This window comes from Chryseobacterium sp. CY350 (genome assembly GCF_027945075.1).
Lineage (GTDB): Bacteria > Bacteroidota > Bacteroidia > Flavobacteriales > Weeksellaceae > Chryseobacterium.
Genome location: NZ_CP116034.1, coordinates 1,349,113 through 1,372,555, shown reverse-complemented (window position 1 = coordinate 1,372,555; position 23,443 = coordinate 1,349,113). Strand labels below are relative to the sequence as shown.

Genomic DNA, 23,443 nt, shown 5'->3' with positions numbered 1-23,443 from the left:
ATGATGAAAATTTCAATGTAAATTTTCCTATTAATCATTTAAATAACACTTTACGATAGATGAAAGCTTAATATTCAGCTTAAATAAATATTTAATCAAATCATATATAACAAACCACTTAAATAATATGGAAAACAAAGAAGTCACTAATAATGACAAAATTGATCAGCTTCAGGATCACACGACAGACAATAGCAATGAAAAACTGACGACCAATCAAGGACTTAAGATTAACAATAATCAGGATTCTTTAAAAACTGATGAAAGAGGAGCTACACTTCTGGAGGATTTTATCCTGAGAGAAAAAATTACTCATTTCGACCACGAAAGAATTCCTGAGAGAATAGTTCATGCCAGAGGTTCTGGTGCGCATGGTGTTTTTAAGCTGAATAAAAGTTTGGCAAAATATACAAAAGCAAAGTTTTTAAATGAAGTAGGAAAAGAAACTCCCGTTTTTGTCAGATTTTCTACGGTTGCGGGAAGTGCAGGAAGTACAGACTTAGCGAGAGACGTTCGGGGATTTGCCGTAAAATTTTATACCGATGAAGGGAATTACGATTTGGTAGGAAACAATATTCCTGTATTTTTTATTCAGGATGCGATGAAGTTTCCGGATTTGGTGCATGCCGTAAAACCGGAACCTGATAACGCGATTCCGCAGGCGGCTTCTGCTCATGATACTTTTTGGGATTTTATCTCATTAATGCCAGAAAGTATGCACATGATTATGTGGGCGATGAGTGATCGCGCGATCCCGAGAAGTTACCGAATGATGGAAGGTTTTGGTGTTCATTCATTTAAATTTATCAATAGTGAAGGAGCGGTGCACTTTGTAAAATTCCATTTTAAACCAAAATTGGGGGTGCATTCTGTTGCATGGACTGAAGCTCAAAAAATATCGGGTACCGATCCGGATTTTCACAGAAGAGATCTTTGGGAATCTATCGAGAAAGGCGCATTCCCTGAATGGGATTTCGGAGTGCAGATCATTCCGGAAGAAAATGAACACGACTTTGACTTTGATCTCCTTGATCCTACAAAAATAGTTCCTGAAGAGCTTGTGCCTGTGCAGTTGGTAGGGACATTAACTTTAAACAGAAATCCGGATAATTTCTTTGCTGAAACAGAGCAGGTTGCATTCCACCCGGGACATTTGGTTCCAGGAATTGATTTTTCTAATGATCCGTTGCTTCAGGGAAGGCTATTTTCTTACACAGATACTCAATTATCAAGATTAGGCTCACCAAATTTCCACGAGATTCCAATCAACAGATCTGTTAATACTGTACATAATAATCAGCGTGACGGTCATATGAGACAGCAGATCGTAAAAGGCAAAGTGAGCTATGAGCCAAATTCTATCGGTGGCGGTTGTCCGTTTCAGGCAATGATGAAAGATGGCGGTTTTGCTTCTCACAATGAAAGAGTAGATGGTCACAAAGTGAGAGCGAGAAGTGAAAGTTTTGTCGATCATTATTCTCAGGCTAAATTATTTTTCAATAGCCAGTCTACACCGGAAAAAGAACATCTTCAAAACGCATTAATTTTTGAGCTTTCGAAAGTTACCATTCCGGAAATCCGAGAAAGAGTAGTGGGTCAACTTAATTTTATTAATAAAGAATTAGCTGCAAATGTTGCGGAAAAATTGGGTGTTGAGGTGAAAAAATTAGACAAACCGAACGGAAGTATTCCAGCAGATGCCGATCCTTCAAGTCTTCAAAGTGAGGAAAGAGAACCATCTACAAAATTTTCTGAAGCTTTGAGCATGGAAAATACCGTAAAAGACACTATTGAGAGCCGAATCATTGGTTTTGTAATGGCAAATGGTGTAAATACTCAGGCTGTAAAATCTCTGAAAAGTAAACTTGAAAGTAAAGGCGCAGTGGTGCAGATTATTGGAACAAGTGTTGCGCCTGTAAATGCAGATGATCAAACGACTTTCGTACCAGATCATTCTATTTCCAGTGTTGCAAGTGTGAGTTTCGATGCGCTTTATATCTGTCCGGGCGAAAAGTCTGTGGAGCAACTGACGAAGCCTGATATCAAACCAATCGTTGCGGAATTCATCAATGAAGCTTACAAACACTGTAAGGCGATCTATTTTGGGAAAGATACTGATGAGATCTATAAAGTGACGAATATTGCAAAAAAGACTCATAAAGATCGTGCAATTATTCAGACTTCAGGAGACAATTCTTCTGATGAACAATTTATTTCTGCCGTGGCTGCTCACAGAGTTTGGGATCTAGAGAAAGATCGTAACTCAATGGCATAGAATTAGATATTGTTTTTTTAACCAAATCAATATAATAATTATGAAAGCAATTATTCGGTTTTAGATTTTTTTCTGAATATCGAAATCAGTTCTACTGAAATTGCAGATTTTGAAATTATATTCCAATAAATTTTACTATTATGGAATTTCAACAAAAAACTCTCGATTATATCAGTGAATGTCTGATTACCAGTAACGAAACAATTTCTGTTGCTGAAAGTGTAACTTCAGGAATGCTGCAGCTAGCTTTTTCACAGATGCCGAATGCATCTATGTTTTATAAGGGCGGAATGACGGCTTATGCATTGCCCGAAAAAGTACGTCTGCTAAATGTGGATGAGAATGAAGCTGAAGTGTGTGACTGCGTGTCAGAAAATATTGCAGAAACAATGGCTCTCAATGTCGCAAAAATGTTTGAAAGCGACTGGTCAATTGCAACGACAGGATATTGCACGCCAGTGAGAAACTCTATTTACAGTGTCTTTGCACATTATTCAATTGCTTATAAAGGTGAAATAATTGTTTCAAAAAAACTTGAACTTCACCCAAAAACTCAAGCATTGAATGCACAGCTTTATTACGCAGAATTTATCTTAGGATGCTTCAAGAGCGAACTGAATAATCTTCTGATTCTAAACAACTAACGTTAAATTTTACCAATAAAAAATTCCTCAATAGTATTGAGGAATTTTTTTTATTTAATTTGAATAATTTTTATTTAGCCTTGCTGTTCAATGCCGTATCAGCGATTTGAGTAAGCAACTTGTCACAGTTTTTCTCTTCTTTTAGTGTCGCTAGAAAGTTACTAAGGCATGTTTTCTCCTTCAGAACTTTTGCGTAAGCTGCAAGACTTCCGTAGGTTGCGATTTCGTAATGTTCTACTTTTTGAGAAGCTGCAATAATTCCTACGTCACGTATTGCACCTGCTTTTGTTTCTTCCATAATTCCTTTTCCTTCATCTAAAAGTCCCTGCATTGCATCACATTTTTTAGCTTCCGGTTTCAATCCTAACGATTTAAAACAGTCTTCTAATCTCTTAATATGATTTTCGGTTTCGGCAAGATGATTAGAGATTGCTTTTTTCAGATCGGGGTGAGTAGCATTTTTTTCCATCTTTGGAAGAGCTTTAGCTAATGCTTTTTCTGCCCAGTAAATGTCTTTCATTGCGTCTTCGAAAAAATCTCTTAAATCTGATGCAGCATCACTCTTTGCAGATGTTTTATCTGCTGTTTTTGATGCGGACTTTTTCGGAGCCGTTGTTTTCTTTACTGAAGTTGTTTTTTTTGGTGTTGCTGTTTTAGTAGCCATATTTATTTATTTTATGATTTTTGATATTTATTAATATTCAATTATAAGACCAAATTGTTAAAATAACCTTTGTTTAAGCCGATTTGATTAAGATTTACAAAAAATATATTGTTGTCTAAAAGAAACATTTACGGCGGTAAACATTTTTTAAAGTAAATGCATCAAAAATTCTTTATAATTAATGAATTCTCTTTCATTGGCAGGGCTTTTGTTAAATTCATATAAATAAAAGTTTATGAATAAGACAGCAAAAATAGCGTTGGCATTTGTGGCGGGAGGCGCATTGTTTCTTTTAAATCAAAAAAGAAGGAAAAGAAATCAAAACAAAAAAACATTTACCGCACCAGACGGAAATACTTACAAAGAAAATCAGATTTATAAAACTGTTGATGGCAAATTTTACAGGAACGGTAAAGATTTCCATTATGAAACTCCAAATCCGGATAATAGATCTCAGGTCAATAATTTTCACGGGGAAAATACAGCCAATCATTACGAAGCAAGACCAAAAAATGTAGAATATCACCAGCGAGGAAACAGGCATAGATAAAATGTATGCTTAAATAATTGATAATATGGATGAAAATATATTGGGAATTGTCGCAGGCGTTCTTACTTCCGTTGCGATGATTCCGCAATTGATCAAAGTAATCAGGAAAAAGAATGTCGAGGACTTATCGTGGGTGATGATTATGGTGTTAATTACCGGACTTTCTCTGTGGGTTTGGTATGGGATTATTCGTAACGAATTGCCAATTATTGTATCAAATGCATTTGCTGTTCTCGTGAATGTAACTCTTCTGATATGTTTTATTACATTCAGAAAGAAAAGTAAGTAATACTTTATCAAAATTATTACACTTTATAAAGAATTATTCTAATTAGCATGTTGTTTGTTTGGTTATATGTTTAAAATCTGATTGGTATAATGGTTTTTATGCAAAAATCATAATGTTACGTTAATAATTTGTCAAATTTGATTTTTTAGAATGATAACAAGTGTGAAAATTTGTATCTTGCTCACATATTTTATGAAGCAGCTTATATAAGAGCTTATTGTGCCATTCGCTTCATTTTGTAATACCGCTGTATCAATGGCGTACAGAAAATATTTATATTGTATGATTGAATCTTCTAACAAGATATCCGGAGAAACGTACTCCGAGTTTCTTGATCATTTTAAAACTTCATTACACGACCTTTTTCAGAGAGAAAATATCGACGAGCTTAGCCTTCAAAGGGGTTTGCCGCCGAACGTATGGAAAGAAATTATGAATCTTAAGCCTTTATCTGTTGCTGTACCGACAGAATTTGGAGGAAGAGGATTGAAAGTGAAAGAATGTTTGGGGATTTTATCGGCTGCATCTTACGAATCTCTGCCGTTGTCTTTAACTTTTGGGATTAACATCGCATTATTTTTAGAGCCTTTGGCAAAATATGGTAATGAAGCTATTAAGGAAGATATTTTCAAGCATTTTTTAAATTACGGCGCAATGGGTGGTTTAATGATCACTGAGCCAGATTTTGGTAGCGATGCTTTAAATATGAAAACGCAAAATGTACAAAATGGAGATTCATATGATATTAAAGGTACAAAACACTGGCAAGGTCTTACCGGTCTTGCAAACTATTGGCTAATCACGTCCAGAAGTGCAAACGCTGAAGGAAGTCTTTCAAGAGATGTAGACTTTTTTATTGCAGACACTCATCAACGGCAGCAAAATATTGAAGTTTTAGAATATTATGACAATCCGGGATTATATATGATCCCATACGGATTAAATAAAATCGATATTAAAGTTCCTCAGGAAAACAAACTTATTCCGGAATCTACTGGTCTGAAAATGATGCTTGATATTCTTCACAGAAGCAGATTTCAGTTTCCGGGAATGGGAATGGGCTTTCTGAAAAGAATGCTTGATGAGGCTTTGCAACATACCAGAAGCAGAATTGTAGGAAATTCAAATCTGTACGCTCTTGATCAGGTGCAATATCAATTGACAAGATTAGAATCATTTTTTACGCTTTGTTCAGCAATGTGTGCCAAAAGTTCTAAGATCAGCGGGATTGATTATAATCTTTCTTCCGAAGGTGTACACGCAAATTCAATGAAAGCTCTGGTGACCGACATGATGCAGGAAGCTGCTCAGATTTTGGTACAGCTATGTGGTGGAAAAGGCTATAGAATGAGCCATATCGGTGGAAGAGGAATTATGGACAGCCGTCCGTTTCAGATTTTTGAAGGTTCAAACGAAATGTTGTACACGCAGATTTCAGAAGGGATTTTGAAAGATATGAAGAAGAAAAAACTCGATAATTTGGGAGAATATCTTCAGCAGAATGTATTAAGCGAAAATGCTGCTAAATTATACACGCAGAATTTAGACTTCACAATAACTACAGCAATCTCTCAAAGAAAAATGATTGATCTTGGGAAAGTTGTCGCCAGAATTATTACGGTAAATGATCTTTTAGAACTGAATAATGCAGGTTTCAACCAAAAACTTGTAGACAATTCTGTGGAAATGACAAGACAGGAAATTGTTACCCTTCTTGCATCAATGAATCATCATCAGGATCTTAAACCTTTGGATGATTATTCTGAAAACAGCAATTGGATGCTCTTAGTTTAATCTAAAAAACATTTTAAAATAGGTCTCCGCAGGATTTTCTGCGGAGATTTTTTTTGATGTTAACATTACAGTTAATCTTATTTTAAATTTCCGTAACTTCCATTTTATTATAAGATGATTGTTTAAATAATTAATGCTATTTCTACAGATTATCTTTTTTATGATCGAATGAGAATATACATCAAATATATGGTCAGTCTGCGATGCAAGATGATGGTGCAGGAAGAAATTGACAAGCTTGGTTTACAGCATGCCGTTGTACAATTGGGCACAGTGGATTTCCCGGAAGCTGTTGATCATGACAAGCTTGAGATTTTCAGGACGAGATTGGCGCATTTAGGTCTGGAATTACTGGACGACAAAAAAAGTATTTTAATTGAAAAAATCAAAAATACGATTACGGAGATGATTCATACTGCTGATGAGCAGCCAAAAGAGAACTATTCTTTATATCTCAGCGAAAAATTGGAGTATGATTACACTTATCTGGCCAATGTTTTTTCGGAAGTCAACGGCTATACGATTCAGCATTTTATTATTTTAAATAAGATTGAAAAAGTAAAAGAACTGTTGCTTTACAATGAATTAAACCTCACGGAGATTGCTTACAAGCTGAATTACAGCAGTGTTGCGCACTTGTCATTTCAGTTTAAAAAGATCACAGGTCTTGCTCCCTCTTTTTACAAACAGTTAAAAATGAAGAGAAAAAAAAATCTCGAAGATTTATAAATGTGTGATTTATGTAAATTCAATATTTATTTATATAAATTTTATGCATATTTTTAGCTCATCTTTGTATTGTTAAATAAATACCTGAATACCATATTTATAATTAAAGGATTGGTCAAAGGTGTTTTTAAACAAATGAGTTATACGTTTTGCATTAAGTCTCGATGCTAAAAAGAATTGAAAAATTCTTCTGAGAAAAATTCCCTTTTCTTTATTGAGTTCCAAAAATAATAATTCCGAAAGACAAATAATGTAGCATAGTAAGCGTAAGGTACGTTTTTAGAGCTACGATGAATATGATGTGAAAAAATAAAGAAATTATAAAAAGAATACTAAATTCCTATATATGATCTCACCAGATCACAAACTATTTAAATAATGTTTCCCGATCAATTGAAAAAGGAAAGCCGTAACTCGGCAAAGTAATACCATGAGTTTTAAGAATCTAAACTTAATCAACCCCATCATTCGCGCTGCTACAGAAGCAGGATGTCCGATGCCTACAGAATTGCAGATCAAGATGATACCGCAGATTCTGGATGGTAAAGATGTACTCTGTCAGATTGCGCGGGGAACCGAAAGGATGACTTCTTTTACAATGCCTGTTCTTCAGATGTTGAAAAAGAATAACCCGGATCATAATGATACAAGAGTTTTGGTTTTGACTCCCACGAAAGAAACTGCATTGCAGATAGAAGATAATTTTAAGATTTATACCAAATATCTTCCTTTATCGCAGCTTTCAGTTTATGAAGGTATTTCAAACGGAACACAGCTTTCTTCGCTCAGAAGAAGATTAGATGTTCTGATTGCAACACCGGAAAAGCTTTTGGAACTTGATGATCAGCGACATATCAGTCTTTCAAAAATAGAAGTTTTGATCATAGACGATTTAGAAGTTTTGTTAGAAAATAAAGCTGATTATCTGAAAAAACTGATGACCAAACTACCTGCTAAAAGACAAAACATATTGTATTCGTCAGCAATTAGCAACGATGTCAGCAGCTTTGCGGAAAAAATCGGCAGCGGCAGAATAGAAACCATGAAAGCCACAGAGTATTCTGCAGTTTCGTAATTTAAAGAAAATAAAAAAGTTTGATGTCGAATCAGACAAAAACAATAAAACAATTTTTAATACCAATACAATGCAACAAGGCACAGTAAAATTTTTTAACGAAACAAAAGGTTTCGGATTTATCTCTCCAGCAGAAGGAGGACAAGACATTTTTGTACATTCTTCAGGATTAAACACTAAAATGATTCGTGAGAATGATAAAGTAGTTTTTGACGTAGAAAAAAGCGAAAAAGGATTAAATGCAGTTAATGTAAGACTTGCATAATCGATATATATCGTTAAACTAAGCTGCCTCGCAAGAAGCAGCTTTTTTTTGTCCGAATTTTTGCGGGTTTGGTTTGATATTTTAATCGTAGAACTACGACATAAAATCGTAGAATTACTACAAATAATAAAATAAGTAACAGAATTTTTGAAAATCATTTTTTGCGTATCTATCTTTGAAATACAAAAATCAATCACTAATAAATATTAACTGTTTAAAATTTCTTTATCATGGCAGCAAATTCAAGAGGAATCTTAAAATTCAACGGTAGCGAAGGGCAAAAATTATTAAAGCTTAATTACAGCGTATCTAGATCTACAGATGTTTCGGGGCGTGTAGCTTCAGATCCTTCAAATGCATTAATCAAACTTACAATTGAGGCAACAGAAAAATCTGATATTCTGGAGTCATTGCTTAACGGAAAGTACAAACCGACATCTGGTGAAATTACTTTTAACAAATCACACGAAGAAGGTACATTAATCACTTTAAGCTGGGAAAACGGATACGTTATACAGCACGAAGTAGAGTTTGATGCAGTAGATGAAAACTCAATGTTGATCAGCTTTATAGTAAGTGCAGAAACCATTAATTATGGTAATTCTGCATACAAAGGTCTTTGGCCATCAAGCTAAATCTGTCTTGCAAGTAGTTTAATTATAGTATTATGTTATACGAAGACCGTCCGGAAAGACGGTCTTTTCGCTGAAATTTAGAATTTATAATTTCAAAAAACAGCTTATCTGTTTATATTTAATTATAGAAAAAAGCAGATTCAAGTTGTCGTAAAAACAAGACATTCAGGTGTTTCATAATTAAATTGTAAAAATTTAATATAGAAAACCTGTTGAAGTACATAAAATTTTTATAACTTTAAACCACCACACAATCACAAAATATGTCAAGTACCTCAGAAACATCAAGAGGCTCTGCTTTTCGCCCTTCTCAGAATGCGGCAGGAATTTCAGACAGCCAACACAACGGGATTAACCGCTTGGTAAAATTATCTTTGGTTATTGAAGGTAAAGTTATCCGATATTATAAACATTTCAAACTTAAACAAAGTGCACAGCGCCATCACGAGTTTACATTAACTCTGGCGCATGATACCTTTGGTGACCGCCAGACGCATACTTTAGAAGAAGCCAATAAGTTTTTGGGAAAACGTCTTACTGCCGTTATTGCATATAAAGACATTGATAAAAGTCCGGAACGAACTTTTGTTGGTGTGATTACTGGTGTAGGTTTCAGTCAGGAAAAAATGAGTCTCGGTAATATTATTCTTTCAGGATACAGCCCGACTATACTGCTGGATGGTGCTCCTCATATTCAAAGTTTTGGCGGAAATCAGGCTGTTAATATGGGAATTATTGCAGAAGAGGTAATTAAACAAGGATTAGACAACAGCCGTTTTGACGTAAGAATTGATACTAATGATTATTCGCAGATTATCTACAGCAGCCAGTATGATGAGACGCATTATAATTATTTAGCTAGAATGGCAGAAGCCTATGGCGAACAGTTTTATTATGATGGTGAAGTTTTGCATTTTGGAAAGTTGCCTCCACAGAATAAACCCATTAAACTTACCTACGGTAGCAGTGCTAGTGATATTAAAGTTGAATTGAAAGCCGTACATACAAAACCGCAATTCTACGGTTATAACAGCAGCAAAAACGAAAAGCTTACTTCAGGAAATACTCCGATTCAGCATGTTGGCGATCTCGCAAAAACAGCTTATCAACATAATGAAACTATTTATAAAACACCATCTTTAAGAGTAGCTCCTATTAAGGCAACCACTCATCTTGATGTAGAATATAGTCAGAAAAGCACTTCCGGAAGCGAGGCTGTCAACGTTTTTAATATTTCGGGTTCTACGACGGTTCCCTTCTTACATCCTGGATGTGCAGTTGATATTGAAATGCGCAAACCAGATAGCAATGAGACTTCGTATTTCACCCGAATTATGGTAACGGAGACTACTCATGAGATTGACACTATCGGGCATTATTCGGGAACATTTCACGGAATTGCATCAGATACCGGGTTTTTACCCAAACCAGAATTCTCGGTTCCTAAAGCAGAACCGCAGATCGCTACAGTAATTTCAAATAGTGATCCTGAAGGGCAGGGAAGGGTTCAGGTAAGATTCGACTGGCAGACAAACGACACCACACATTTTATTAGAATGATGAGTCCGGATGCAGGAGGAACAGATCAGATTACACAAAATAGAGGTTATGTCGCGATTCCTGAAGTTGGTGATCAGGTAATGGTAAATTTTGTTCATAATCATCCGGATCGGCCTTTCGTGATGGGCGGAATGTTCCATGGAGGAATTGGTCTTGGTGGCGGAATGAATAACCGTGTAAAATCGATACAAACCAGAAGTGGCCACAGAGTTGTTTTTACAGAAGATGAAAGTATTATTATTACCGATAAGTCAGGAAACGAAATTCATCTTGATACAAGAGGAAGCAATATTAATATTACTGCACCTGAAACAATCAACATTACTGCGAAAAATATGAATATTAATATCGCTGAAAATATCAATACAACAGCAGGAATGAATATTTCTGAAACAGCGGGAATTAATAAAAACACAGGTGTGGGAATGCTTAATATGCTTTCTGTGGGAACCGACTTTATTACCAATGTTACCGGAAAAATGACGGAATTCATTCAGGGTAATAAAGAATCTCATACAGAAAAAGACAGGCTGCGTGTGGCAAACGGAAAAATTTCTAACCAGAGTCAGGGCGTTTTTGAACAACATTCTCAAGCGGAGATAAAAAATAATTCTGCAGAAATTTCAAAAAACCACTAAGTATTATGAGCAAAGAATCTTTCATAGGCGGCGATTATATAGAAATCACCGGAGGTTCAGCCAAAAATTTTGCAGGTGCGAATATTGAAAATTCGTCTCTGGAAAATCAATTTGTTCAAAAAGGTTTGCAAAATGGAGTGTCATATGGTAAAAATGACGATCCTCCGGTAATAGAGCCGATTTTAAAGAAAATTATAAGATTAGAGATCACTGATACTATTACGGGTTATAGTATACAGGGTGTTAAAGGTTTAGATTACAGTTTTTCTGATCCGGCTGTGGTGGTCCCAACTTACAAAGTGAATATTTATTATATTGAAAAGAACACAAAAGATGAAGAGGTAAAGAAGGAAAATAAAGGAGAATTTGATGTCACGAGAGATGCTTGGTACAGTGTCGGGAAAAATACAGCCGGTAAATATGAACTTCTCAACAGAGCCTTCATTCCGGATAATTATTCTAGAAATCTGTACGGTTTGCAATGGCTTCCAAGCTACCCGAACGTATCTGCAAGGTACATAAGATCTGATATGGATGCCTTTATTTTTACAAGATTCGGAAGCAGAAGAATTCCAGCGAAGCCTTTAAGAACCCAAAAGCGATTAGACGGTACAAGTATCGATTCGCCCCGAGCTAATGAAAATTTTGCTACAGATGTGATGATTCATATTGGTGGCACATACGAGATGAAAGGATACGATCATCTTGGAGGGTCTTACGGTTGTTTCGCTTACATTCCGAAAGATGACATTTATGCTACACCAGAGTTGGCCGAGAAAGCCTCTGACGATGATAATTATGATGACATTACCTCCAATAGCACATGGAAAGAGATTACCAATAAAATCAAAAAACTGGCGTTCGGAGATGGTAAAGAGATGCAGGTTCTTTTACTCGCAAGAGATGAAAGTAATGTGTACTTCCCTCCAAAAATTTTAAATGAATAAAATATGCAAAGTCGCTCCAATTATATAGTAGTAATTCTTGGTCTTTTGATGGGGATCATATTCTACTTTTTTAATTTGATGATTTCCAATTCTGAAGTTTCATCAATAGATCCAAATACGCAGGAACTATTCAGAAATATTGATTACCTTATTTTAGTTACCTACGCTATAATTGGTGCCATCGTTTTTCTGGCATTACTTTTTCTCAAAAGACTTATTTTTAAAAGATAAACGATCGCACAGACTTTTATATTCTGTTGCGATCATTTTTACTAAATTATTTTGGCTGTAATTCTACAGTATATGCTTTTGGTGAGTATTTCGTTAGAGAACCTGTAGCAGCATCGATCCCGATTCCTATCGCACCTCCAAGAAGAATGTTGAGAAGTGATACCGGGTTGAACGTCTTGGTAAGTTTCATTTCTTTACTTTCAAAACCTTCCTTTTCAAATACCACAACCTGTTTTGCCAACGATCTTTTGATTTCAGCTGTACAAGGTGTAGTGCATTTTTCTATTCCCTTGTGCAGAACTTTTGCACCTTCAGGTTGCGAGGTGAATGATATTTTGTCTTTCGTTCCGGTAAAAATACTGGCACAAGAAGTTGCAGAAAATACCATACATGATAATAGTAAAAAAGTCAATTTTCTTTTCATAAAATTTAAATTTATTTCAGTTGCGAACATACGAAATTATCACGGTTTAATGAAGAAATTATTATGACTCAAAATAACGTTTGACATCATTAACTATACTAATGGGGATGAACATTTAAAAACATATATTTATATTTCACTGCAAATTTTCATCATTAAATTATGATGCACAAATATTGAAAACATTATATTTGTATTCGATTTCAGAATATCTACAGAGAGATCTTCGATTCCACCAAATTTATTAATTATGAAAGCTAAACTCGAAACGACCGTCGAGGGTCTCATCATCATTTACCCGTCATCAGTGCAATCTATGCGACGTGCAAATTCCGCAGAAGGCGCAAAAACTTTAGGTGCCCCAATAATTCTCGATTCTCAACAAATTTGTTTTTTGGCATTTAATAATGAAGGATATGTAACTTTTTTTATGAATAATGGGTTCGAAATTTCACTCAAAATCGAATACCAAGAAGCAAAAAATGCCTACAATTATGCTAAAATGAAAGTTATGCATATTATAGAATAGCGATTTCCTATTTAAAGTGATTCTATATTAATTTTATTTAATAATAAATGATTATTTTTTCTAAATATATTTTTAAGTATTTTCAACTGCTATGAAGCCTCTTATTTTGAGTGAGTTATGCTCCATTTTTTTGATAATTTATGATGCTATTTCATAATTTTTCATAATTTTTACTAAGATTTTTCTCTCAAATTTTCAGATTAATTCCTTTTTGGTATAGTAATTGTCTACCAAATGGCACGTACGATAAATTACTGCAGCAGGCTTTTGTACTACACTGCAGTTCTAAAAAGGAACAGAGAGGTAAATCCTTATATAATGATTTACTATTAAAAAAATCGAATAATTAATCTTAAAAAATTTAATATGAAATTAAGTTTAGCAATTTTCTCATTAGCATTGTCATTGCCAGCTACGGCATTTGCTCAAGACAGTTTACAAGTGGTAACAAGCGGAGAGTATCCGAATACTTTCAGCTCAGGCTCTGCAAATGTAAGTAAGTTCACACAATCTTCTAAGAGATTTAATGACTGGTCAGTATCATTTGGTGCTGGAGTTCCGTTGTTGCAATCTGCAGATTTAACTTCCATTAAAAACGGAAACGGTAAAAATCTTATCGGTTACTCAGCTTACGTAAGTGTTGATAAAGCGATTACTCATGCTTTCGGTCTGAACCTTCAGTACGATCGTGGAGAAACCAGACAAGGATGGTTTAATACAAAAGATGCTGCTCCGGTAAATGCATCGATCAACGGACAGCAAGGTGCGAGAACTCAATATGACGCAATCTCAATCTTGGGAGATATTAATTTCTCTAACTTGATGAGACGTGTTGATAATAAATCTCCTTACAGATGGGCTTTACACGGTTATGCAGGTATTGGTACTATCGCTTACAGAGCATTTCTTAAAGATGAATCGGGACAGCGATTGATGACTGAGATCAAACCTTTTAAAACTTTAGATTTCTTCGGACAAGCCGGAGCGGGATTAAAATATAAAATTAACAACAGACTAGATCTTGAAGGTAGAGTAATGTATGTGGTAACTACAGACGATCAATTTGATGGTGGTGGTGCTCCTTACAGTGCGATCAACATGAGAGAAGATCAGGTTTCTGACAATTTCTTCAATGCAACTCTTGGTCTTTCTGTAAAATTAGGTAAGCATGAGTCTCATCTAATGTGGCACGATCCTTTGCAGGAAATTTACTACAAACTTGATGAGTTAGCTGCTAAAAATATGGATGTTGAAGTTTGTAAAAGCGGAGATGCAGATAATGATGGTGTATGTGATGACTGGGACAGACAGCTTGATACTCCTGCAGGTGCAAGAGTTGATGGTTCTGGTGTAGCTTTAGATGTTGATATGGATGGAGTGATCGATCTTTATGACAAATGTGTTACAGTTCCTGGTCCTGTAGAAAACAATGGTTGTCCTACTACAACTACTAATTCTGGTACAGTAACAGAAGCTGAAACAAAACTTGATGGAATTGAATTTGATTTAAATTCTGACAGAATTTTACCTTCAAACACACCAGTTCTTAACAATGCTGTAAATTATATCAACTCTTCAAACGGTTCTTATACAGTAATTGGTGCTACAGACACAAGAGGTTCTGAAGAATATAACCAAAAATTATCAGACAGAAGAGCAAACAGCGTTAAAGATTATTTGATCAAAAACGGTGTAGAATCTACGAAATTGGATGCAATGGGTAAAGGTAAAAAAGACCTTAAATATCCTGAATGTGATCCTGCTACAAAATGTCCTGAATGGAAAAACAGAGCAAACAGAAGAGTTTACTTCGAAGCTAAATAAGTATTCAAGATATTTCAAATAAGAAAGTCATACGCAAGTATGACTTTTTTTGTTATTATAAATCAGTTTTTATATTGATCCACGTCGGAGCGTGATCACTGCTTTTTTCCCATCCTCGGACATGCTTGTCAACTCCCGCAGTAATTAATGAATCGGCAAGATAAGGACTCAGCAAAATATGATCAAGTCTTATACCTGCATTTCTGTCGTACGCTCTGTAAAGATAATCCCAGAAAGTATAGATCGTTTCGTTAGGGTAAATTTTTCTCAGAGAATCAATCCATCCTTTTTTTTCTAAATCTTTAAAAGCATTTCTCACTTCTTTTCTATAAAGCGCATCATCTTCCCATTTTTCAGGTTTATGAACATCTTTTTCGGTCGGAATGATATTAAAATCGCCAATCAGAATCGCGGGAAGTTCCATTTTTATTAATTGATTGGTTCTTCTCTTGAAACGTTTGATCCATGAGAGTTTATAATCGAATTTGGGTCCGGGATATGGATTTCCGTTGGGGAGATAAAGGCAACAAATCACGATCTTGTTTATAATCGCCTCAATATAACGACTTTGCTCATCATCAGAATCACCAGGGAGCGTATTTTGAACCTCAGTTATTTCGTGGCCTTTTGCTAAAATTGCAACTCCGTTCCAACTTTTCTGTCCTTTCCAGATTGCGTTATATCCTGCGTTATTTATTTCTTCAATTGGGAATTTTTCTTGTGGACATTTTAATTCCTGTAAACAGACAATATCTGGTTCTGCTTCTTTAAGCCATTTTAAAAGAACAGGAAGACGACCATTGACGCCATTTACGTTGTAAGTAGCAATTTTCATATGCTTAAATTTAAATTCACTGAAATTCCGACAAAGATTATTCCATCAAATATAATTTCTAAAACAGAATATAAAAAACTAAGTAAGAGAAATAATTCAGCGATATATTTGATTTAAAAACTAAAAGAGAACAGCGGAATTTCAGCATTTGTATTTCAAACATATTAAATCTAATTTTTCCTCTTTTTATCAATGCTGATGGCTTTTGTGGCACAACTTCTGATATATAGAAGTACAAATCCAAAATCAAAATTATGAAGTCGATTTCTATTAAAGTAGCTTTTTGTACAAGTTGTAAAGGATATTGCTCATCAACTCCTGTTGACAAAAAAGATCATGATCATCCAGAGATCGTAGACCAGTTTTTTTACCATGGTGAGCCTTGGTTTACATTCGATCAAAAGACTTTTGAAGCAAAATCTGATTTTCAAGGAATAGAAGTGCGAATTTTAGATTTACAGGTTCACAGAATAAAAGACAGAAAATATTGCGCATGTAAAAAGGCTAAAAAAACGCGTAAAGATAATTATGTTGCAACATCAGCTAAAGCAGAATATTCTTATTTTAATCCTACAGATTTTGCAGAAATAGAATCTGACCTTTATTTCCAGGATCTTTATCACACCTATCACAATTTTCATGGGATAAACTCTTCAAGAAAACATTCAGGAAACTCAATTAGATAAACGGAAATTTGAGAATGTAGTTATTTCCGTATTCCTATTAATTTTAGAGAGGCCGCACTGAGATAAATGATGTCGAAATTTGTAAGTGACTCAACATCAGCAGGGATTTGAGAACTTAGATTATCTTTTTTAAAAGACAACTCTATAGAATCGTTGTAGGTTGCTACGATTCTTACTACAGAATACCCATTGTATGCAATTTTAAAGCCTTCGAAAAGTAGTTTTTTTCTAGCCTTTTCATACAGCTTTATCTGCTCCGTCTGTTGATCAGAAAATTTTTCTTTTCTAAATTTTGGTGATGACTCTTTCCAAAGAAGGTAGTCTTCAGGCTCTTTCAAAAGTTCATTTTCATGATCAGTGGGAACAAACATTTTTAATGATAATGGCTGTTTCAGAAAACTTGCGTAGTTTTTCATTAGTTGCAAAGTCTGCAAATCGGCATATCCTTCATGGGAATAGTAGTCGATCACAAAACTGGTCATCGGTATCAGTCTGTGGAAATCAAAGTTCTGCATATTGATATCGTTCAATATTTTTTAAAATAATTTTTCGCAAATATACAGTTTACATCGGTGAAATAATTTAAAATTTCACAAAATATAATTGTCGCAAGAAAGTTTTAAATTATAAAACTGATCAATCATTAAAAAGCTGAATTTACCTTACTGCACTTAAAACCGTGAATACGACTCCCATAAAAGCAAAAAGATTAACTTCCTGCTTTTATAATTAAAAAAAATTGAAGAAAAGATGCTTGATAATACTATTCGGTAAATAATATTGTAAAATTTATCATTTTCTGTTAACTCTGGGCATAATATTTGGTGAGTAACAATATCTGTCATAAAAATAGTTGATTAGTATTTATTTTTCTTACTATTATTGCAGAATTGTGTTAATTAAACCGCTTAGAATTGGAAACATCACGTGAGGCCTTACAAAGGTCAGAAGGCAACTTAAAAAATAATCTAGAAATTTATCTTAAGGCGCTCAATTCCGCAAATTCAGGTATTATCATTACTGACAATACTCAGCCTGATAATCCTATTATCTATTGTAATAAAGCGTTTGAGACCATCACAGGATACCACCACAATGAAATTATTGGTCATAACTGCCGGTTTTTGCAGGCACAGGATCGCGCACAACCGGAAAGAGACATTTTAAAAGAATGTATTGAAAAAGGTGAAGAATGTCGCGTGGAGATAAGAAATTACAAAAAAAACGGTAAACTCTTCTGGAACGAATTATACGTTTCTCCTGTTTATAATGATGACGGGGAAGTTACTCACTTTATAGGAGTTCAGAATGATATAACCGACCGTAAAAAAGCTGAATACGAACTGAGAGAAGAAAAAGCATCTGTGGAAAGAAAAATTCAGATGAGAACTCAGGAGCTTGTTGACAATCAAGCTTTTCTTTCAAGTATTATTCATACTGTAAGAGAAAGTTTATTGGTTCTTGATGCTAAATTTACAGTTATCAGTGCCAATACTCATTTTTTAAATACATTTAAAGTTTCTTCGGAAGATACAGTTGGTACGCTTCTATTCGAACTGGGAAATCATCAATGGGATATCGAAGCGTTAAAAGAACTTTTAATTAAGATTCTTCCTACCAATAATCCTGTGATAGATTTTGAAGTTGAACATGATTTTCCGCATATAGGAAAAAAAATCATGTTGCTCAACGCATACAGAGTAGAATTTGAGGGTCAGTACAAAGATAGAATTCTCATCGCGATAGAAGATATTACCGATAAAACGGAAATCGACCGTCGAAAAGACGATTTCTTGTCTATCGCAAGTCACGAACTGAAAACTCCTTTAACAACCATAAAAGGTTTGGTGCAACTTCTTCAGAGAATGCCGCCCAATGGTGCCTCAGAGAAATATCTTTCGACTTTAGATAAGGTGGGAAGTTATGTAGACAGACTCAATAATCTGATTACAGAACTGCTGGATACTTCAAAGATTCAGTCAGGAAATATCGAACTTCATAATGAACCTTTTAACATTGATAAAACGATAAAAGATACTGTTGAAAGTCTTTCTTTGGCAACACCCGACTATAAGGTTATATTGTCAGGAAATTCTGATGCAATGATCTTAGGAGATGAGTTGCAGGTTTCACAGGTGATTAATAATCTGATATCCAATGCGATTAAATATTCACCAGGCAACGACCAGGTTGACGTACATGTAAGTAGAGTGGGGAATTTTGTAAAAGTTTCGGTCACAGATTACGGCATGGGAATCAGTCCGCAGGACAAAAAGAAAATCTTCGAAAGATTTTTCAGAGCTAGAGATATTCAAAAAAAATTCCCGGGTTTAGGTATTGGTCTTTATATTTCTCACGAAATTATTGCCAACCACAAAGGTTCTCTTTGGGTAGAGAGCGAGATAGGCAAAGGATCAACCTTTAGCTTTACATTACCGATAATGAAAGATGAAAATGGAAAATAATAAAATAATGGTCTGTGATGATGATCAGGGAATTCTGGATGTATTGCAGATGTTGCTTGAGTCTGAAGGATTTGAGGTAATTACCGAGATCAACAGCACAAATCTTATCAAAGAAATGAAAATATATATGCCAGATCTTCTGCTTCTGGATCTTTGGATGCCGGTTTTATCGGGCGATCAGGTTTTAAAAACGTTACGCACAACAGAAGAATTTGAAAATTTACCTGTAATAGTGCTTTCTGCAAGTGTGGATGGAAGTAGCATCGCAAATGGTGCGGGCGCCACAGATTTTGTTCCTAAGCCTTTTGATATGGATGATCTTATCATAAAAATAAGAGGCTTACTTTCAAATTCTGACATTGACAGAGTTATCGAAACTACTGGTTAATTTCCATTACCAGAAATAATATTTTATCTAATTAAATTCCTCATATACCGGAAATTGATTTACTAATTCCTGATTAATTAGTAAATCATTTTTCGGTTTTTTGCATTCATATTAGACATTATTCGTAACAATTAGTTTAATAATTGTCATTTACTGCGTTAATCACTATTTATCAGTGATTTAACATACGTATTTTCTTTAAATTACCGCTGATTTAAAATTAAAAGTCGTAGAATTACGACATCAAATCGTAGTTCTACTACAAAATTTCAAATAACCTATTTTTTTTAAATTAAATATCAATTCGCTGCCTATCTTTGAAATACAAATCAATCACTAAACAAAAATATTAACAGTTTAAAATTTACATTATGGCAGCAAATTCAAGAGGAATCTTAAAATTCAACGGTAGTGAAGGGCAAAAGTTATTAAAGCTGAATTACAGCGTATCTAGATCTACAGACGTTTCTGGGCGTGTAGCATCAGATCCTTCAAATGCACTGATCAAACTTACAATTGAGGCAACAGAGAAATCTGAAATCCTTGAATCTTTACTGAATGGTAAGTATAAACCAACATCTGGTGAAATTACTTTCAACAAATCTCACGAAGAAGGTACATTAATTACTCTAAATTGGGAAAACGGATATGTTATTCAACACGAAGTCGATTTCGACGCGGTTGATGAAAATTCTATGCTGATCAGCTTTGTTGTAAGCGCAGAAACAATCAACTACGGAAATTCTGAGTACAAAGGTCTGTGGCCGGGAGTATAAATCTGATTAATTTTATAATCGAGTTTTTACAGAATAGCATACTTAGAACAAGTAAGCTATTCTGTCTTTGAGTATGATAATGTTTTAAAATGTATTTGTTTAAAACTTATCAGGATGTTACGTGCAGATGTTTTGTACTGTAGATCGATATCTCTTGTGAGAGTAAACACAGATGTATAATCAAAAATAATACACCATGTTTCAGGATAATAAACCATCAAAACCGGAATCTCCGAAGAATATAAAAGCTGCAGATGATTTTCAGGATCTTGAGGACTCAGCTTTGAACAGTGCAAAAAGCAAAGCAGAAAAAAAGCTGCAAAATGCCAACAGCAATATCAAAAAAGTTTCTGATAAGGCTTCTCAGATAAATTCAGTCGCGGGCTCGGCACAAGGTGCTTCTGCGATGTTCATGAATCAGGATATTCACACCAATAATGCTATGACTTCTGAAGGCAAAGTCTGGTCACAACAACCCACATCGAAGATTCACAATGCCAATGCAATTCCCTCTAGTCAAATTTTGGGAATCAACAGAGTTGTAAGGCTAGACGTTGTGATAGAAGGAAAGCTGATCAAGCATTTCAAACATTTTGAGCTGAAACAAAGTGCAGTACGACATCATCAATTCAGTTTGATGCTTGCTCACGACAGCCTCGGCAGTGCAGAAAATCATAATCTGGAGGAAGCACAGAATTTTTTAGGGAAAAGGCTGACTGTTATTTTTAAATATAAAGATGTCGCAGATGGCCCCGAAAGAAATTTTGTAGGTGTAATTACAGAAGTCGGTTTTAGCCAGGAAAAAGGGAATCTGGGAAATATTGTTCTTACAGGTTTTAGTCCGACTGTACTTTTAGATGCAGCTCCGCACATTCAAAGTTTCGGCGGATCACAGGAAATCAGCTTAAACAGTATTGCCGATCGGGTGATAAAGGAAGGTTTGGGCGGAAATAAATTTGATTTCAGAGTTGATGCAAAACACGGTAATGTATCTTACAGTTCGCAGTATGAAGAGACTCATTACAATTATTTGGCAAGAATAGCTGAAGCATATGGTGAGCAGTTTTTTTATGACGGCGAAGTTCTTCATTTTGGGAAACTGCCTCCATCTGAACAACCGGTAAAACTGACATACGGAAGCAGTGTAAGTGATGTAAAAATCAAAATGAAAGCACAACACGTCAATCCGACATTCTACGGCTACAACAGCAGTAAAAATGAAAAACTGACCACAGGAAGTTCAAAAATCGCGCATACTTCTGATATTGCCAAAAGAGCATACGAAATTTCAGAAAAAACTTTTACTACACCATCACTGAGAGTGGCTCCCATAAAAGCATCATCTTTTATGGACGTTGATGCATCTCAAAAAGGAACGGCGGGAAGCAATGCTTCTCAGGTTTTTGTTACTTCAGGCACAACTACGGTTCCGTTTCTGTATCCTGGTTGTGCTGCAGATATAGAAATGAGGCAGACTGAGAGCAGTCAGACCTCGTATTTTACAAAGCTTATGATAACAGAAGTAAGTCATGTTGTGGATGCCAGAGGTTATTACACAGGAAACTTTGAGGCAATTGCAGCAGATTGCGGCTATATTCCGCGGCCGGAATTTGAAGTGCCAAAAGCTGATGCACAATTTGCTAAAGTAATATCCAACACAGATCCTCAAAACCAGGGTCGTGTGCAGGTTCAGTTTGACTGGCAAAGCGGTTCAGATACTTCAGAATTTATCAGAGTGATGACTCCGGATGCAGGAGGAAGCGATAAGGTAAGCAAAAACCGAGGCTTTATGGCAATTCCCGAAGTTGGCGATCAGGTGGTTGTCAATTTTGCACATCAACATCCCGACAGACCATTCGTGATGGGCGGGATGTTCCATGGCGGAGTTGGAGGTGGCGGTGGTACAGGGAATAATATTAAAAGTTTAAGCAGCCGAAGTGGAAATAAACTTGAACTCGATGATGGTGCAGGCTCGGTATTTCTAACTGATCAGGGCGGTGCCAATATGAAATTTGACGGTGCCGGAAACGCTACAACCAATACCAATAATGATAAAACAGTAACGGTTGGAAACAATAATGCTGTTAACGTTACCAACAACAATACCATTAAGGCAGGAAATACCAACATGATAGACGTTGGAGGGAATTCAGTTTTTCAAATGGATAAATCCGGAAATGTATCTTTCACTGCAACTACTGAGTTCAAAATTGTTGTAGGTGCAAGTACCATCGTTATTGATAAAACAGGTATGATAACGATCAATGGGAAAGAAATTAAAGTCGATGCCACACAGTCCATTAATTTATCTGCAACCAATGAAACAACTGTTGGAGGGAAAAATGTAAAAGTTACCGGAAGTACTGAAGTGCAGATTAGTGGTGACAAAGTCAATATAAATAAGTAATCTGATGGAAGTAGGAAAAGAATATTTATATAACACAGATATTATTGGTAAAACTAAAGTTCACAGTTTAGACAGTAACTATAAAATTAATATTAAAACTTCAGTCACTTACAAAGGAAAAGATCCCGATGAAGATTATCACATTTTTGAAATTACTGAAAACGAATATAATCTTGAAATGTACGAAGATCCGTTAATCGTGCAGATCACTGAAATGACCAATAAGGTCTGCAGCATTTACAGTACGCTTGAGGTTGGTGTCAATAAAAAGGGTGAAATTGCAAAGATCTATAACGGTGAAATGATTCGTGATAAATGGAAAGAGGTGAAAGACTGGCTCACCAATGCTCATCCTATTGAAGCGTACGAAATTATCAGAGCAAAAGAATATGAACTCACCAATGAAGAGATGGAAATCAAAAGCATAAGATATATCCATTTTTTGTATCAGTTCTTTTATATTTTCGGGAAAGAACCGCTTGCTGAAGGAAGTAAAAGCTACCAGAAAAGAGAAGATATGGACAGGTTTGGGGCCGGCGTTGTTATTCCTGTAAATATTTCGGTTAATGAAAAACTGAATGAACAGCAGTTAAGCGAATGGAATGTTGAAGGAATGATGATCAGAGATGAAAAAATGATCCGAAGGTTACGGGATTTTGCAAAAGACAACTACATGCATCCCGATTACAAAGTAAAAGGAAAGTACTTATATGATGACAGAATCTTGCTGAAGTCTGATTTCACAATCACAGAGCAGCTTGGCGAGTTTTTCTATTATCATTGTTATATGGATACTCATTTAGAATTCTAATG

Annotated in this window: 24 protein-coding genes; 20 read left to right on the top strand and 4 right to left on the bottom strand. The window is 35.2% G+C overall.

The window, feature by feature from the left end; all coding sequences use genetic code 11:
• The first annotated feature begins 127 nt into the window (after positions 1 to 127).
• Positions 128 to 2,275 carry a catalase gene (locus tag PGH12_RS06220; RefSeq protein ID WP_267597305.1) on the top strand — a complete coding sequence of 716 codons (2,148 nt, stop codon included), beginning with the start codon at positions 128 to 130 and terminating at the stop codon, positions 2,273 to 2,275.
• A gap of 140 nt (positions 2,276 to 2,415) precedes the next feature.
• Positions 2,416 to 2,919, top strand: coding sequence for a CinA family protein (locus tag PGH12_RS06215; protein ID WP_267597304.1), 504 nt, complete (start codon positions 2,416 to 2,418; stop codon positions 2,917 to 2,919).
• 70 nt (positions 2,920 to 2,989) lie between these two features.
• Here PGH12_RS06215 and PGH12_RS06210 read toward each other — a convergent pair whose 3' ends face one another.
• Entirely contained in the window at positions 2,990 to 3,583 is a 594-nt protein-coding gene (locus tag PGH12_RS06210; protein WP_267597303.1) for a YciE/YciF ferroxidase family protein, read from the bottom strand.
• A gap of 235 nt (positions 3,584 to 3,818) precedes the next feature.
• Between PGH12_RS06210 and PGH12_RS06205 the strand changes: the two genes are divergently transcribed.
• The 10 genes from PGH12_RS06205 (at position 3,819) to PGH12_RS06160 (ending at position 12,296) form a co-directional block, all read left to right on the top strand.
• On the top strand, positions 3,819 to 4,133 hold the full coding sequence (locus PGH12_RS06205; RefSeq protein ID WP_267597302.1) for a hypothetical protein: 315 nt from the start codon (positions 3,819 to 3,821) through the stop codon (positions 4,131 to 4,133).
• Between the two features lie 25 nt (positions 4,134 to 4,158).
• Positions 4,159 to 4,422, top strand: coding sequence for a SemiSWEET transporter (locus PGH12_RS06200; protein WP_267597301.1), 264 nt, complete (start codon positions 4,159 to 4,161; stop codon positions 4,420 to 4,422).
• Positions 4,423 to 4,704: 282 nt separating this feature from the next.
• Positions 4,705 to 6,216: an acyl-CoA dehydrogenase family protein gene (locus PGH12_RS06195; protein ID WP_267597300.1), complete on the top strand. Its 1,512-nt coding sequence runs from the start codon at positions 4,705 to 4,707 to the stop codon at positions 6,214 to 6,216.
• Between the two features lie 189 nt (positions 6,217 to 6,405).
• Positions 6,406 to 6,945, top strand: a complete 540-nt coding sequence (locus tag PGH12_RS06190) for a helix-turn-helix domain-containing protein (RefSeq protein WP_267597299.1) — start codon at positions 6,406 to 6,408, stop codon at positions 6,943 to 6,945.
• Between the two features lie 430 nt (positions 6,946 to 7,375).
• Positions 7,376 to 8,020: a DEAD/DEAH box helicase gene (locus PGH12_RS06185; protein WP_267597298.1), complete on the top strand. Its 645-nt coding sequence runs from the start codon at positions 7,376 to 7,378 to the stop codon at positions 8,018 to 8,020.
• A 70-nt stretch (positions 8,021 to 8,090) separates the two neighbouring features.
• Positions 8,091 to 8,285: a cold-shock protein gene (locus PGH12_RS06180; protein ID WP_047445827.1), complete on the top strand. Its 195-nt coding sequence runs from the start codon at positions 8,091 to 8,093 to the stop codon at positions 8,283 to 8,285.
• A gap of 230 nt (positions 8,286 to 8,515) precedes the next feature.
• Positions 8,516 to 8,920 (top strand): type VI secretion system tube protein TssD, encoded by a 405-nt coding sequence (gene tssD, locus PGH12_RS06175; protein WP_267597297.1) that lies wholly within the window; start codon positions 8,516 to 8,518, stop codon positions 8,918 to 8,920.
• Positions 8,921 to 9,183: 263 nt separating this feature from the next.
• Positions 9,184 to 11,118 (top strand): type VI secretion system Vgr family protein, encoded by a 1,935-nt coding sequence (locus PGH12_RS06170; protein WP_267597296.1) that lies wholly within the window; start codon positions 9,184 to 9,186, stop codon positions 11,116 to 11,118.
• 5 nt (positions 11,119 to 11,123) lie between these two features.
• Positions 11,124 to 12,065 carry a hypothetical protein gene (locus tag PGH12_RS06165; RefSeq protein WP_267597295.1) on the top strand — a complete coding sequence of 314 codons (942 nt, stop codon included), beginning with the start codon at positions 11,124 to 11,126 and terminating at the stop codon, positions 12,063 to 12,065.
• A 3-nt stretch (positions 12,066 to 12,068) separates the two neighbouring features.
• Entirely contained in the window at positions 12,069 to 12,296 is a 228-nt protein-coding gene (locus PGH12_RS06160) for a hypothetical protein (RefSeq protein WP_267597294.1), read from the top strand.
• Positions 12,297 to 12,342: 46 nt separating this feature from the next.
• Here PGH12_RS06160 and PGH12_RS06155 read toward each other — a convergent pair whose 3' ends face one another.
• Positions 12,343 to 12,720, bottom strand: coding sequence for a PEGA domain-containing protein (locus tag PGH12_RS06155; RefSeq protein ID WP_267597293.1), 378 nt, complete (start codon positions 12,718 to 12,720; stop codon positions 12,343 to 12,345).
• A 250-nt stretch (positions 12,721 to 12,970) separates the two neighbouring features.
• On the opposite strand from PGH12_RS06155, the gene PGH12_RS06150 reads away from it, so the two are divergent.
• On the top strand, positions 12,971 to 13,249 hold the full coding sequence (locus tag PGH12_RS06150; RefSeq protein WP_267597292.1) for a hypothetical protein: 279 nt from the start codon (positions 12,971 to 12,973) through the stop codon (positions 13,247 to 13,249).
• 366 nt (positions 13,250 to 13,615) lie between these two features.
• A complete protein-coding gene (locus PGH12_RS06145; protein WP_267597291.1) occupies positions 13,616 to 15,073 on the top strand; it encodes an OmpA family protein in 1,458 nt (485 codons plus the stop codon).
• A 55-nt stretch (positions 15,074 to 15,128) separates the two neighbouring features.
• On the opposite strand, the gene xth is transcribed toward PGH12_RS06145, so the two are convergent.
• Positions 15,129 to 15,908: an exodeoxyribonuclease III gene (gene xth, locus PGH12_RS06140; protein WP_267597290.1), complete on the bottom strand. Its 780-nt coding sequence runs from the start codon at positions 15,906 to 15,908 to the stop codon at positions 15,129 to 15,131.
• A 254-nt stretch (positions 15,909 to 16,162) separates the two neighbouring features.
• Here xth and PGH12_RS06135 point away from each other — a divergent pair, with 254 nt between their 5' ends.
• Positions 16,163 to 16,594: a hypothetical protein gene (locus tag PGH12_RS06135; RefSeq protein WP_267597289.1), complete on the top strand. Its 432-nt coding sequence runs from the start codon at positions 16,163 to 16,165 to the stop codon at positions 16,592 to 16,594.
• Positions 16,595 to 16,614: 20 nt separating this feature from the next.
• Here PGH12_RS06135 and PGH12_RS06130 read toward each other — a convergent pair whose 3' ends face one another.
• Positions 16,615 to 17,109, bottom strand: coding sequence for a hypothetical protein (locus PGH12_RS06130; RefSeq protein ID WP_267597288.1), 495 nt, complete (start codon positions 17,107 to 17,109; stop codon positions 16,615 to 16,617).
• A 399-nt stretch (positions 17,110 to 17,508) separates the two neighbouring features.
• On the opposite strand from PGH12_RS06130, the gene PGH12_RS06125 reads away from it, so the two are divergent.
• From PGH12_RS06125 to PGH12_RS06105, 5 genes are all read left to right on the top strand, one after another.
• Positions 17,509 to 19,059, top strand: a complete 1,551-nt coding sequence (locus PGH12_RS06125; RefSeq protein WP_267597287.1) for a sensor histidine kinase — start codon at positions 17,509 to 17,511, stop codon at positions 19,057 to 19,059.
• Entirely contained in the window at positions 19,049 to 19,447 is a 399-nt protein-coding gene (locus PGH12_RS06120; protein ID WP_267597286.1) for a response regulator, read from the top strand. Before PGH12_RS06125 ends, PGH12_RS06120 begins: the two co-directional genes overlap by 11 nt.
• A 371-nt stretch (positions 19,448 to 19,818) precedes the next feature.
• Positions 19,819 to 20,223, top strand: coding sequence for a type VI secretion system tube protein TssD (gene tssD / locus PGH12_RS06115; protein ID WP_267597285.1), 405 nt, complete (start codon positions 19,819 to 19,821; stop codon positions 20,221 to 20,223).
• 196 nt (positions 20,224 to 20,419) lie between these two features.
• A complete protein-coding gene (locus PGH12_RS06110; protein WP_267597284.1) occupies positions 20,420 to 22,630 on the top strand; it encodes a type VI secretion system Vgr family protein in 2,211 nt (736 codons plus the stop codon).
• A 4-nt stretch (positions 22,631 to 22,634) separates the two neighbouring features.
• On the top strand, positions 22,635 to 23,441 hold the full coding sequence (locus PGH12_RS06105) for a hypothetical protein (RefSeq protein WP_267597283.1): 807 nt from the start codon (positions 22,635 to 22,637) through the stop codon (positions 23,439 to 23,441).
• Positions 23,442 to 23,443 lie beyond the last annotated feature (2 nt).

Bases quoted from the DNA above. Each gene is read 5' to 3' on its own strand.
- PGH12_RS06210 (WP_267597303.1), bottom strand. From the start codon at position 3,583: ATGGCTACTAAAACAGCAACACCAAAAAAAACAACTTCAGTAAAGAAA.
- tssD (WP_267597285.1), top strand. From the start codon at position 19,819: ATGGCAGCAAATTCAAGAGGAATCTTAAAATTCAACGGTAGTGAAGGG.
- PGH12_RS06205 (WP_267597302.1), top strand. From the start codon at position 3,819: ATGAATAAGACAGCAAAAATAGCGTTGGCATTTGTGGCGGGAGGCGCA.
- PGH12_RS06110 (WP_267597284.1), top strand. From the start codon at position 20,420: ATGTTTCAGGATAATAAACCATCAAAACCGGAATCTCCGAAGAATATA.
- PGH12_RS06120 (WP_267597286.1), top strand. From the start codon at position 19,049: ATGGAAAATAATAAAATAATGGTCTGTGATGATGATCAGGGAATTCTG.
- PGH12_RS06105 (WP_267597283.1), top strand. From the start codon at position 22,635: ATGGAAGTAGGAAAAGAATATTTATATAACACAGATATTATTGGTAAA.
- PGH12_RS06165 (WP_267597295.1), top strand. From the start codon at position 11,124: ATGAGCAAAGAATCTTTCATAGGCGGCGATTATATAGAAATCACCGGA.
- PGH12_RS06190 (WP_267597299.1), top strand. From the start codon at position 6,406: ATGGTCAGTCTGCGATGCAAGATGATGGTGCAGGAAGAAATTGACAAG.
- PGH12_RS06155 (WP_267597293.1), bottom strand. From the start codon at position 12,720: ATGAAAAGAAAATTGACTTTTTTACTATTATCATGTATGGTATTTTCT.
- PGH12_RS06200 (WP_267597301.1), top strand. From the start codon at position 4,159: ATGGATGAAAATATATTGGGAATTGTCGCAGGCGTTCTTACTTCCGTT.
- PGH12_RS06215 (WP_267597304.1), top strand. From the start codon at position 2,416: ATGGAATTTCAACAAAAAACTCTCGATTATATCAGTGAATGTCTGATT.
- PGH12_RS06220 (WP_267597305.1), top strand. From the start codon at position 128: ATGGAAAACAAAGAAGTCACTAATAATGACAAAATTGATCAGCTTCAG.
- PGH12_RS06150 (WP_267597292.1), top strand. From the start codon at position 12,971: ATGAAAGCTAAACTCGAAACGACCGTCGAGGGTCTCATCATCATTTAC.
- PGH12_RS06130 (WP_267597288.1), bottom strand. From the start codon at position 17,109: ATGCAGAACTTTGATTTCCACAGACTGATACCGATGACCAGTTTTGTG.
- PGH12_RS06195 (WP_267597300.1), top strand. From the start codon at position 4,705: ATGATTGAATCTTCTAACAAGATATCCGGAGAAACGTACTCCGAGTTT.
- PGH12_RS06145 (WP_267597291.1), top strand. From the start codon at position 13,616: ATGAAATTAAGTTTAGCAATTTTCTCATTAGCATTGTCATTGCCAGCT.
- PGH12_RS06160 (WP_267597294.1), top strand. From the start codon at position 12,069: ATGCAAAGTCGCTCCAATTATATAGTAGTAATTCTTGGTCTTTTGATG.
- xth (WP_267597290.1), bottom strand. From the start codon at position 15,908: ATGAAAATTGCTACTTACAACGTAAATGGCGTCAATGGTCGTCTTCCT.
- PGH12_RS06170 (WP_267597296.1), top strand. From the start codon at position 9,184: ATGTCAAGTACCTCAGAAACATCAAGAGGCTCTGCTTTTCGCCCTTCT.
- PGH12_RS06185 (WP_267597298.1), top strand. From the start codon at position 7,376: ATGAGTTTTAAGAATCTAAACTTAATCAACCCCATCATTCGCGCTGCT.
- PGH12_RS06180 (WP_047445827.1), top strand. From the start codon at position 8,091: ATGCAACAAGGCACAGTAAAATTTTTTAACGAAACAAAAGGTTTCGGA.
- PGH12_RS06135 (WP_267597289.1), top strand. From the start codon at position 16,163: ATGAAGTCGATTTCTATTAAAGTAGCTTTTTGTACAAGTTGTAAAGGA.
- tssD (WP_267597297.1), top strand. From the start codon at position 8,516: ATGGCAGCAAATTCAAGAGGAATCTTAAAATTCAACGGTAGCGAAGGG.